The following is a 12,703-nucleotide window of genomic DNA, read 5'->3' on the forward strand; positions in this document are numbered from 1 at the left end:
CAAACCTAATCTATTATTCTTCTTCTGTAGAAGAAGGATAGCTTTCAGCATCAGCAGTGACCGATTCGTTTGCATCGGCTTTTTCAATGTTTTCTGCTTCTTCTGATTTTTTAGCTTTTTCCTCACTCGTTGGATTAGCTGGTGCTTGAGGTTTATCCTTCCACTCAAGTTTGACACGACCTTGCTTATCCACACCTGCCACGAATACCTCAATTTCTTGTCCCTCTTTTAAGATATCCTCAACCTTTTGGGAACGATCACTGCAAATTTGTGAAATATGCAGTAACCCATCTTTACCTGGTAGTAAGTTAATGAAGGCACCAAAGTCCACGATTTTGCTAACCTTGCCGTTATAGGTTTGTCCTACTTCAATTTCAGCAATCAAAGCTTTTATTTGACGTTGAGCTTCTTCAAGCGCTGAAGCATCAGGTGAAAATAATTGCACAGTTCCACTGTCATCAATATCAATGGATACACCAGTACTTTCGCTGAGACCTTTAATGGTCGCCCCACCCTTGCCAATGATAGTACGTATCTTGTCTTCAGCAACCTTCATGGTCGTGATTCTTGGAGCATGCTGAGACAATTCCTCACGATGTTCAGAGAGAGAGTTATTCATTACACCAAGAATGTGAGTACGTCCTGCCAAGGCTTGATCTAAAGCTTGTTCCATAATTTCTTTGGTGATACCAGTAATTTTGATATCCATTTGTAAAGCCGTGACGCCTTTTTCGGTTCCTGCTACCTTAAAATCCATATCCCCGAGATGATCTTCATCACCAAGAATGTCGGTTAATACTGCAAAGCGATCACCTTCTTTGATTAAACCCATCGCCACACCAGCTACAGGTGCTTTTAATGGAACACCAGCATCCATTAAAGCCAAACTAGTACCACAGACTGTGGCCATTGAGCTTGAACCATTAGATTCTGTAATCTCAGAAACAACACGCAAGACGTAAGGGAATTCACTTTGCGAAGGTAACACGGCCATCAATGCACGTTTAGCTAGGCGACCATGACCAATCTCACGACGCTTAGGACTACCTGTCATACCAGTCTCACCCACAGAGTAGGGTGGGAAATTGTAATGGAGCATAAATCTGTCTTTGGTTTCACCCGTTAATTGATCTAGAAGTTGCGCATCTCTGTCATTACCTAAGGTAGCCACCACAATGGCTTGTGTCTCACCACGAGTAAACAAGGCAGAACCATGCGTTCTTTCGAGTATTTTCGTGCGGATGTTAATTGGCCGTACGGTTTTTTGATCGCGACCATCAATACGTGGCTCACCATCAAGAATACGTTGTCGAACTACATCTTTTTCTAAAGCGCTAAGCATTTCTGTTGCAGTAGCAATATTAATTTCGGGCTGCTCGTTGATCAAAGCATCCAAAGTTTGCTGCTTAACAGTAGCTAATTGTTGTCGGCGCTGCAATTTATCCTTAATGAGATACGCCTCTGTAATGGACATTCTTGCCAATTCGCTAATACGGCGCTCTAATATTGTGTCAATGGCCGGTGGGGTCCAATCCCAGGCTGGTTTGCCTGCTTCTTTTGCTAATTCATTAATGCCTTTAATGACATTTTTCATCATTTCATGACCGAATAGAACGGCACCCAGCATAATTTCTTCACTTAATTCACTGGCTTCAGACTCTACCATTAGAATAGCATCTGATGTTCCAGCAACTACTAAATCCAATTGAGATTGGGCAAGCGCCTTGTAGCCTGGATTAAGCAAATAAACGCCATCTTTATAACCTACACGTGCAGCACCAATTGGTCCGTGAAAAGGGATACCTGAAATTGCCAATGCTGCTGATGCCCCAACCATGGAAACGATATCTGCCGGTACTTCAGGATTTAATGACATCACTGTAGCAATGATTTGTACTTCATTGTAAAAATTATCAGGAAATAATGGACGTAACGGCCTGTCCATTAAACGCGACACCAAAGTTTCATGTTCACTAGGCCGTCCTTCGCGCTTGTTAAAACCACCTGGAATTTTACCTGCAGCAAATGTCTTTTCTTGGTAATTAACGGTTAAGGGAAAAAAGTCATTGCCCTCAGCAGCCTCTTTTTTACCTACTACTGTTACCAATACCTGAGTACCATTCATATTAGCAAAAACAGCACCATCCGCTTGTCTTGCTATTTCACCAGTTTCTAGCACAAGTGTGTGCTCACCGAAACGTATTTCTTTTGTGATTTTAGCCACGTAAATTACCCCTTAAATCATAGTAGTGAAAAAAAAGGGCGCAGAAAACTGCGCCCCTTTTATTCTTACTAAGAATTGCGTAAAGTTAGTCCCATGGTGTGGTTCCAACGATTAATATGAATCTCGCAAGCCTAAGCTTTGAATCAGAGTCTGATAACGAGCTTCATCCGTTCTTTTCAAGTATTTGAGCAACTTGCGGCGTTTGTTAACCAATTCCTGCAAGCCACGTCGAGAATGAAAATCTTTTTTATGGTCTTTAAAATGATCTGTTAAGTATTTAATACGACCAGTCATTAGTGAAACTTGAACTTCAGGTGAACCAGTATCTTTATCACCACGTTTAAATTCTTTAACAATTTCTGCTTTTTGTGCGCTAGTTAGCGACATATTCACTCCTAGAGATAAGCCAGTGTTCTTTTAAAGGGAAGCATTCTACCAAGGCATGCTTTAAGACACAAGTATTAGTTAATAATTTGTGCAATATTTATCGAGTATTATTAAATCCCAATTCGGTGAAAATTTTATACAACCGTTAAAAAATAGCCTTGGTTGCCTCTTCTGTCAATAGTCGCTTTACAGATAACTCACCTGAAAAGATTTTTCCTAAACCAATAAGTTGGCCTGCCTCATTATGCAACCGCAAATATTTTTCAAAATCTTGAACGATAATATTGGTGTTTTTAAGTACTTTTCCCTGACGTAATGCGAGCACCTCATCTTCCTTTAAAACAACTGCTGGGAAATGACTTACAGCACGCTCCATCGGTAATAAACAAGTCAATAGTTCAGAAGACGATTTTTCTTGCAAGTCATCTAAACTGTACATTACCTCACCCTGAAAACCTGAAGTATACACACGATGTAGCCGACTTACATGGGCCCCTGGACCAAGATAATCACCAATATCCTCCACTAAATTTCTAATGTAAGTTCCCTTACTACAAGAAACCCTAATATCGAAGCTGTTCTCATAAACTGCAGTGAGATCCAGTTGGTAAATCATGACATTCCGAGCTTCTCTCTCAATCGAAATGCCTTCTCTTGCATATTTATAAAGAGGTACCCCTTTATGTTTCAATGCGGAAAACATCGAAGGTATTTGTGTGATAGGGCCTGTAAATTGTAGCATGGCCTTTTGGAGTTCCAATTCGTTGACAACGAAATTCTCTCGTTGTTCAACAACTTGACCCAAAGCATCACCCGTATCTGTTTTAATACCTAAAAGAGCAGTTGCCTCATAAACTTTATCAGCATCTAATAAAAACTGACAAAATTTGGTCGCTTCACCTAAACAAACAGGCAACATGCCAGTTGCCAATGGATCGAGACTACCCGTATGCCCTGCTTTTTTTGCACGGAATAGTCGCTTTACTCGTTGCAATACCGCGTTGGATGAAAGTCCTTGAGGTTTATTAACAAGCAAAATACCATTAATCGCTTGTTCATTACTAATCTTGCTCATCGTCATTGTCTGGGTTTACTTCGTCAATCAAGCGACTCAGCCTTTTGCCATATTCTATAGATTCATCATAAACAAAATGAAGTTGTGGCACTGTCCGTAATTTTACTGACTTGGCAAGAGCCGTACGTAAATAGCTGGCTGCCGCGTTAAGAATAGACGTAGTTAACTCAATTTCATTATTCAACACAGTAAAATAAACTTTAGCATGCCCCAAATCTGCAGACACCTTTACTGATGAAATAGTGACAAAAGCAGGTAACCGCGGGTCTTTAATTTCTTGCTGAATAAGTTGCGAAAGTTCACGCTGCATCAATCCTGCAATACGATCAGTTCGCTTAAAGTCGTTCCTCATAAATCCCGCTTAATTTCAACAGTTTCAAATACCTCGATTAAATCACCAGGTTTAACATCATTGTAATTTTTTACACCAATACCACATTCAAAACCTTGGCGAACTTCAATTACATCGTCTTTAAAGCGACGAAGTGATTCTAATGTACCCTCATAAATAACCACATTATTTCTAAGAACACGGATAGGATTATTTCGCTTAATGACTCCCTCGACTACCATACAACCTGCAATAGCACCAAGTTTTGGCGACCGGAATACATCTCGCACTTCAGCTATACCAATAATTTCTTCTTTAAATTGTGGTGCCAGCATGCCTGATAAAGCACCTTTTACTTGATCCACAATATCGTAAATCACACTGTAATAGTGCAATGCAACTGATTCTTGTTCTGCAAGACGTTTTGCACCACCATCGGCACGAACATTAAAGCCGATCAAAATAGCATTTGAGGCAATTGCCAAGTGAACATCTGACTCAGTAATTCCTCCTACACCACTAGCAATAATTTCTACTTTAACCTCATCTGTAGAAAGTTTCACCAGGGCATCGGCGATTGCTTCTACTGAACCTTGAACATCTGCTTTAAGAACAATGTTTAACACTTTTGTTTCAGCTGAAGCCATCGTTTCAAAAATACCTTCCAGAGAAGATTTTTGTCGTCTTGCTAATTTAACATCACGGAATTTGCCCTGACGGAATAATGCGACTTCGCGTGCACGTTTTTCATCCGGAACAACAACAGCTTCGTCACCCGCATGCGGCACAGCGGATAAACCAAGGACCTCAACTGGGATGGAAGGTCCAGCATCATCTACTTGTGTACCATTATCGCTTACCAGTGCTCGAACGCGTCCGTACTGCAGACCAGCTAGAAGTATGTCTCCTCTGCGTAAAGTACCACTTTGTACTAATACAGTTGCAACCGGACCACGTCCTTTATCTAATCTTGATTCAATAACAACACCCTTAGCGGCACCATCGGTTGGGGCTTTTAATTCCAATACTTCAGATTGCAATAAAACTGCATCTAAAAGCTCATCTACCCCTGTCCCGGTTTTTGCTGAAATTTGCATAAACATGGTATCACCACCCCACGATTCAGGAATAACCTCATAGGCCGAAAGTTCATTCATAACTCTGTCAGGATCAGCATCCGGTTTATCCATTTTATTTACTGCAACAATAATCGGCACGTTGGCAGCTTTCGCGTGCTGGACTGCTTCAACTGTTTGTGGTTTAACACCATCATCAGCAGCAACGATAAGAATAACGATGTCCGTAGCCTGTGCACCACGAGCACGCATGGCTGTAAAGGCAGCATGGCCAGGGGTATCCAAAAAGGTAATGTCACCTTTAGGTGTGCTTACATGATATGCACCAATGTGTTGGGTAATACCACCCGCCTCACCCGCAGCAACCTTGGTACGGCGAATATAATCTAGCAATGAAGTTTTACCATGATCGACATGTCCCATAATGGTAACAACAGGCGCTCGTGATTCGCTGTGGCTACCCTGACTAATCACATCGCCCAACGTATCCTCAATGGCATTTTCTTTGAGAGGATGAGGCTTATGGCCCATTTCTTCAACGACTATTATTGCAGTGTCTTGATCAATAACTTGGTTAATAGTAGCCATTGCTCCAAGTCCCATCATGACTTTAATTACTTCAGCCGCTTTTACAGACATACGTTTAGCAAGTTCAGCCACAGTAATTGTTTCAGGGATGGCTATATCTTTTACAACAGGAGCGGTTGGCATCGCAAAGCCATGCGTGAGTGCCTCTTCTGCTTCTCTATATTTTTCAGATTTTTCATTACCTTTACGTTTTTTGGGCTTATTACGCTTAGGTCGGCCATGCATCAAGCGCTCTTCTTCGTCCTGTTCTGGAGTTACATATTTGCCTTTCTTTTTTCCACGTTTAAACTCAGAATCTAAATCAGTCTCTTTTTTATCATGATGTTTTTTCTTAGTGGCTTTATCTGTTTTCTCTTCCAACGGATTTGCAGATTTCTCAACAATATCTTTCTCAGGGGTAACGGGAGTTACAAGAGCTGCGTCTGCTATTTCTTCCTCCGGAATTTCTTCCCGGGCCTCTTCAACTGCTGCCGCTTGTTGCCCTTCTTGTTTGACAGAGTCATCTTGAATAGTCGCAACTGATGCCTTTTCAGCCTGTGCTGCGACGTTCGTGTCTTCCAAAGTCTCTGTATGAGCATCTTCCGAAACTGCCTGTTCCAATTCTACATCGGCCTCTGTTTCAGGCGACTGTTCAAGCAGACTTCGTTTTACATAGGTTCTTTTTTTGCGTACTTCAACATTAACTGTTTTACCACTATGAATATCATGACCAACAGTGACTTGAGTCAAACTTTTACGTTTTAAAGTAATACGCTCAGGGGCAGTTCGAACCTCTCGATTTGCATTGAGATGGTTTAATAAAATTCGTTTTTGGTCTTCATTTAATGTCTGATTATCATCAGTAAAAGCCAAACCAGCTTCCTGTAACTGATCTAATAGGCGTTTAGCAGGGATACCAACGACCTGAGCCAATTGTTTAACCGTCACATCCGCCATAATTTACCCCCTTTCAGCAAATTCCAATAAGAAATTGCTCTAAAAAATTCTAATGTTTCAAGCTTTATGCTACTTAAATCAAAATTGCATGTGCATTTTGATAAGCTCGAAAAAATTTCTCTAGTGCAGGATTGATTTATCCTGCTCTTGTACCGTCTTATTCGATCATCGATCGATTATTGAAACCACGGTTCGCGTGCTTTCATAATAAGTTCAGCGGCTTTTTCTTCCGTCATGCCCTTAATATCCAGAAGTTCGTCAACAGATTGCTCTGCCAACTCATCCATAGTTGTAATTCCTTTGGCTGCCAAATTTGCCGCCAGTGACTCTGTCATTCCTTCCATACTTAATAATGACTCAGAAGGAGTGCCAGGTAAGTCTTGCCCAGAAGTTAACGCTTGGGTTAGCAAAATATCATTAGCTCGGCTTCGTAATTCATCAACAATTTCTTCGTCAAATTCTTCAATGGCCAGTAATTCTTCCTTAGGGACATAAGCAACTTCTTCTAATGATGAAAAACCATGGGTTACGAGAAGATTTGCTATCTCTTCATCCACTTCAAGTGAAGCAGTAAATAAATTAATAATTTTACTGGATTCTTCCTGACTTTTACTGTTAAATTCTTCAACAGTCATCACATTAAGCGTCCAACCAGTAAGTTGGCTGGCTAATCTAACATTTTGACCACTACGTCCTATGGCCTGAGATAGCTGTTCTTTTTGAACTGCCAAATCCATTGTGTGAGTATCCTCATCCACGACTATAGAAGTAATATCTGCAGGCGCCATTGCATTGATAACCAATTGAGCAGGGTTATCATCCCACAATATAATATCGACACGCTCACCACCCAGCTCACTGGAGACTGCTTGAACGCGGGCACCACGCATACCTACGCACGCGCCTACAGGATCAATTCGTCCATCATTGGTTTTAACCGCAATTTTAGCGCGATTCCCAGGTTCACGTGCAGCTGCTTTAATTTCAATAATATTTTCGCCAATTTCTGGAACTTCAATACGGAATAACTCGATTAGCATTTCATTACGAATGCGGCTAACAAACAACTGAGGACCCCTTGCCTGCGGTACTATTTCATAAAGATAAGCACGCACGCGATCATTGGGCCGAAACATTTCATTAGGTAACATTTCGCTTCGCGGCATGAAGGCTTCTGCCTTACCGCCTAAATCAATAATAATATTATCACGAGTTACCTTTTTTACTGTGCCATAAATGAGTTGACCCAATTTAGTTTTAAATTGATCAACAACTTGTTGTCTCTCTGCTTCACGAACTTTCTGTATAATTACCTGGCGAGCAGTTTGAGCAGCTATTCTACCAAATTCAACGGAAGGCATCGGCTCTTCAATACGCTCACCCAGTGTTATTGAGGGCGAGCGTTCCTTCGCCTGAGACAATGTAATCTGACGCTCAGGAAATTCAAGTTCATCATCTGCAACCACTTCCCAATAGCGAAATGTTTCATAGTCACCAGTTCTAGGATCCATTTTTACTCTTACGCCGATATCTTTATCAGTCAATTTACGAGTAGCGGATTCAAGTGCTGATTGAATAGCTTCTAACACAACATCTTTACTTACACCTTTTTCATTAGATAATGCCTCAGCAACTAATAACAATTCTTTGCTCATTGTTCGCCTCACTCGCCTGTCAAATTTGCTTTTACTATTTGGGGAAATTGTACTTCTAGCTGCTCGTCACCTATTTTCAATAGTAAAGTATCTTCATTTACTGAAAGAATGGTCCCAGATAATTTACGACTACCATTTACTGGTTTAAATACTTTGACCTGAACATCATGGCCTATGTATCGTTTATATTGTTCTTTATGGAATAGAGGACGAGGAATTCCTGGTGAAGATATCTCCAAACTATAGTTACCAGGAATAGGATCTTCAACATCCAGTAATGCACTAATTTGTTTGCTCACCCGCTCACAATCATCAATGCTAATACCATTCTCTTTATCAATATAAATACGCAACAAGGAGTGCTTTCCCTGAGATAAGTACTCACAGCCCCACAATTCGTACCCTAAATCCTCAACCAAAGGTTTTAACAATTGTTCAATTTCGCTTTTTATCATATGCTACTCGGCTACCTACTCTTTTCTTTCCAAGCAGGCACTATTTTCGGAATGAATTTTCATCTGAATTTTGATGAACCTGACGCGCCTAGCATAACTCCTTTCTTTATTGTGCAGATACCCTTCAGAGAAAGCAGGTTTGTGCAATTGTTCAACCACGGTATCAATTGCCACACTTATTAAACATAATAAAAAACCCCATAAATGGGGTTTCTAATAGTGGTAGCGGGGGCAGGATTTGAACCTACGACCTTCGGGTTATGAGCCCGACGAGCTACCAGGCTGCTCCACCCCGCATCAACTGAAGGCAAGTATACTCACCCTTCTCCCAGTTATCAAGTTTTTTTTAGTTTATATTGCAGCAGCTTCACTCTTCTCGCACAAATAAGGGTGTATCTGAAACTTTTAAGATTTAATTTACCTGAAATGCAGCTATGTTGTTGCAAATTTTAGCAATTATTATAGCAAATAATAAAAAATATGCGCACAAACAAAAAATTGCTTATCCCCCGTAGTTTAAAGGGGTACACATAAAAGAATATTATGCCTGAACAATGCGCCTTATTTTTTGCAGGAATCCCGAAATGGAATATTTAAATTTACTAAAATAAACGTATCCACGATTAATCGCTGCAATTTTATAGGTGCTAACTTTGAACAAGTAGTGGTTTGAAATAACCTTTCGAAACACTGATTTCATCAAGCCTATACTTGAAAATACTGGTTTCGAGAACGTCAAATTTGTTAATTGTAAATTTTCGGGGGCTATTATCAGGAAAATGATAATAAAGATATGCACTCTGGACACGGTAGTTTTTGCTGGGACTACCATAGTGGATTGCAAAGTAACCGCTAACATATCTAATGTTAATTTGGCATACGAGGTAACAGTAAGAAAATGCAGTACCACCAACCTTCTAGAAGGAAAATCACCTATTGTGTATCTTTAGTACTTGGTTTCGATAAACCGCCATTTTAAATAGCGGTTTACCATTATCTAAATTAGGAGAATGCACTTAGACAGGCATTAATTAAGCCGGCAGGAAATATTCCAAGAAACAGCAAGGACAAAGCATTCGCAGAAAAAATTAAATTCATAGTTGTAGATAAGGTTATATTGGTGGTGTCCGTAGCTTCGTCAAAGTACATTACTTTTACAATACGGACATAATAATAGGCACCTATTACTGCAAAGAGTAATCCGAATACTGCAAGCCAGGTCAGATGGACATCAACCAGTGCTTTGAGAACGAGCAATTTTGTAAAGAAACCGACTGTAGGTGGAACACCCGCCATTGAAAACATGACGATAAGCATCATGAAGGCAATCCATGGGTTACGTTTATTTAATCCTTTTAAGTCATCCACAGCCTCTATTTCAATCCCATTTCTAGATAATAAAACGATTAGACCAAAAGCGGCCACTGTCATTATTGAATATACAAGTACATAGTAAAGTGCTGCTGCATAACCAGCTGCAGTAGCTGTCAAAATACCGAATAATGCATAACCCACATGAGAAATGGCTGAATAAGCTAATAAGCGCTTTATATTGGATTGTGTTATCGCGAGGAGATTACCCAAACCTGTAGATAATAAAGCCATAACAATTAATATCTGCTGCCATTGCGCGGATGCATCGGGTAAACCAATAGTAAGAATACGCAATGCCATACCTATTGCAGCAATTTTGGGGGCAGAGCTTAAAAATAAGGTAACCGAGGTTGGTGCTCCTTGATAGACATCGGGGGCCCACATATGAAATGGTGTTGCGGCTAGCTTAAATCCAACCCCAGCCAAAATAAACACGAGTGCAAAAGATAGCAGAGTGTTCTGTTGTTGCCAGTTAGCAGCTACAGCATTGGCTATATCCATTAAATCTAGCTTTCCAGTAGCGCCATATACCAGAGACAAGCCATATAACAACATTCCTGAAGCAATAGCCCCCATAACAAAATATTTCATGGCTGCCTCAGAGGCATCACTATTAGTACGTCGAATTGCTGTCATTGCATAAAGGGGGAGTGAAAGTAATTCTAATCCCAAGTAAATAGTCAGTAGCGAATGCGCTGAAACCAAAACCATCATTCCTAGTGTAGAAAATAAGCCCAGAACATAGTAATCCCCTGCAGGAATTTGACGCTCTTCAAGATAATGCCTTGAATATAGAAAACAGAGGAAAACACTCAGATATATGAATAATTTCATTAGCTGAGCCACATCATCGCTGATGAATAATCCACCTAAAATAGTGACTTTAAAACTACCCAAGAATAGGAAACTAACAACAGCAGCCAAAACCAAACCGATTTCTGCGAGAATAAATGCTATGGAAGCAAAACGTTCACGCAAAAACAAATCAGCCAGCAAGGCGGCACAAGCTGTAATTAGTATAATCATTTCAGGCAAAGCAATGTGTAGATTTTCTAATAATGCTGTCATGTCAGTTTAACCTTGCTAGTTATAATTTTGATTTATTTGCTTCAGCCAGTGTATGGCTTACAGATTGATGCACATAATCTAGTACGGGTTTTGGATAAACCCCCATTCCAACTACCATTAGAGCCAATAAGGCATAAGCGCTTATTTCAAACCCGGTGAGATCTTTAAGCGCCGCTACTTTATCATTAGCAATAGGACCAAAAATTACTCGTTTGTACATCCATAATGTGTAAGCAGCACCAATAATAAGAGTGGTTGCAGCCCAAAATGCAATCCAGAAATTGGCTTTTACTGCTCCTAAAATAACCATAAATTCGCCAACAAAGCCAGATGTTCCAGGCAAGCCTGCGTTAGCCATGGCAAACAACATAAAGAATGAAGCAAAAATAGGCATAGTATGTACAATACCTCCAAAATCTTTGATTTGTCGGGTGTGCATACGATCATAAATAAAACCAACTCCCGCGAACATTGCGCTTGATACAAACGCATGGGAAATCATTACTATAATTGCCCCCTCCAACACCAAGGCAGCATTCGGTACACCTGATTGACGAGCAATGGAAAAAATAGAGAAACAACCGAGTGTTACAAATCCCATATGGGAAATAGAAGAATAGGCAATCAATCGCTTCATATCTTGTTGGATAATTGCTACCAAGCCCACATAAACTACCGCGATAAGCGATAAGGCAATCATTAACATTGCATATTTACTGCACGCATCCGGTACAATTGGTAACGCAAAACGTATAAAGCCGTATGCTCCCAGCTTCAACAATATAGCCGCAAGCACAATAGAACCACCCGCTGGTGCTTCTGTATGCGCATCAGGTAACCATGTATGGACTGGGAACATGGGAATTTTAATTGCAAATCCAAGGAAAAAAGCAATAAAAATTAGAGTTTGAGCTGTCATGCCTAGTTTAATTGCATACAGCGTTTCAATCTTAAATGATCCAACGATATAACCCATGTATAAGAAAGAGGCCAACATGAGTACAGAACCTAAAAAAGTATAGAGAAAAAATTTAATCGCTGCGTACACCCGATTATCAGAACCCCAAATACCAATGATCAAGTACATCGGAATTAGCGTTGCTTCCCAGAAAATATAGAAAACAATCGCATCCAGAGATGCAAATACTCCCACCAGGAATCCTTGCATAATTAAAAACGCAGCCATGTATTGAGCTACACGCTTATGAATACTATTCCATGTTGCTAAAATAACAATGAGGGTGGTAAATATACTTAATACAATGAGTAACAGTGATAAACCATCAACCCCCAAGCTATAATTAATTCCTAGACTTGGCATCCATGGGTATTCGTTTACGAATTGCATTGTATAAGCATTAGCATCAAACCCGGCAATTAAAGGAATGCACATAACCAGCGTTAACAATACGGTAAAAAGAGATAAATAACGCGACACATTAGGATTATCATCATCACCAGTGAGGAATACAAACACACCACCGATGATAGGCAACCAGATCAATAAATTGAGCAAATGATGCATACCTTCACC

The 12,703-nt window shown here is 40.3% G+C and carries 8 protein-coding genes, 1 tRNA gene and 2 pseudogenes; all 11 read right to left on the reverse strand.

All coding sequences use genetic code 11. The features are described 5' to 3' along the window. Positions 1–13: 13 nt before the first annotated feature. Entirely contained in the window at positions 14–2,224 is a 2,211-nt protein-coding gene (gene pnp / locus Ljam_RS08310; RefSeq protein ID WP_058449580.1) for a polyribonucleotide nucleotidyltransferase, read from the reverse strand. A gap of 111 nt (positions 2,225–2,335) precedes the next feature. Next, on the reverse strand, positions 2,336–2,611 hold the full coding sequence (rpsO, locus tag Ljam_RS08315; RefSeq protein WP_058449581.1) for a 30S ribosomal protein S15: 276 nt from the start codon (positions 2,609–2,611) through the stop codon (positions 2,336–2,338). Between the two features lie 145 nt (positions 2,612–2,756). Then, the gene (truB, locus tag Ljam_RS08320; RefSeq protein ID WP_058450768.1) at positions 2,757–3,686 is read right to left on the reverse strand and encodes a tRNA pseudouridine(55) synthase TruB; all 930 of its coding nucleotides are present in this window, start codon (positions 3,684–3,686) and stop codon (positions 2,757–2,759) included. Next, positions 3,673–4,038: a 30S ribosome-binding factor RbfA gene (rbfA, locus tag Ljam_RS08325; RefSeq protein WP_058449582.1), complete on the reverse strand. Its 366-nt coding sequence runs from the start codon at positions 4,036–4,038 to the stop codon at positions 3,673–3,675. The genes truB and rbfA overlap by 14 nt, the downstream gene beginning before the upstream one ends. After that, positions 4,035–6,023 (reverse strand): annotated as a pseudogene (infB, locus tag Ljam_RS08330) (translation initiation factor IF-2); the annotation flags it as partial. The pseudogene infB and the gene rbfA, both read right to left, overlap by 4 nt. A 221-nt stretch (positions 6,024–6,244) precedes the next feature. Then, positions 6,245–6,617 (reverse strand): annotated as a pseudogene (locus Ljam_RS15645) (translation initiation factor IF-2 associated domain-containing protein); the annotation flags it as partial. A gap of 176 nt (positions 6,618–6,793) precedes the next feature. Beyond that, complete coding sequence (nusA, locus tag Ljam_RS08335; RefSeq protein ID WP_058449584.1) at positions 6,794–8,272, reverse strand: transcription termination factor NusA; 1,479 nt, start codon at positions 8,270–8,272, stop codon at positions 6,794–6,796. Positions 8,273–8,280: 8 nt separating this feature from the next. Continuing rightward, positions 8,281–8,727: a ribosome maturation factor RimP gene (gene rimP / locus Ljam_RS08340; RefSeq protein ID WP_058449585.1), complete on the reverse strand. Its 447-nt coding sequence runs from the start codon at positions 8,725–8,727 to the stop codon at positions 8,281–8,283. A gap of 220 nt (positions 8,728–8,947) precedes the next feature. Beyond that, positions 8,948–9,024 (reverse strand) — tRNA-Met (locus Ljam_RS08345). 705 nt (positions 9,025–9,729) lie between these two features. After that, positions 9,730–11,169, reverse strand: a complete 1,440-nt coding sequence (gene nuoN / locus Ljam_RS08355; protein ID WP_058449587.1) for an NADH-quinone oxidoreductase subunit NuoN — start codon at positions 11,167–11,169, stop codon at positions 9,730–9,732. Positions 11,170–11,188: 19 nt separating this feature from the next. After that, entirely contained in the window at positions 11,189–12,694 is a 1,506-nt protein-coding gene (locus tag Ljam_RS08360) for an NADH-quinone oxidoreductase subunit M (protein WP_058449588.1), read from the reverse strand. Positions 12,695–12,703 lie beyond the last annotated feature (9 nt).

The organism is Legionella jamestowniensis, assembly GCF_001467745.1.
Lineage (GTDB): Bacteria > Pseudomonadota > Gammaproteobacteria > Legionellales > Legionellaceae > Tatlockia > Tatlockia jamestowniensis.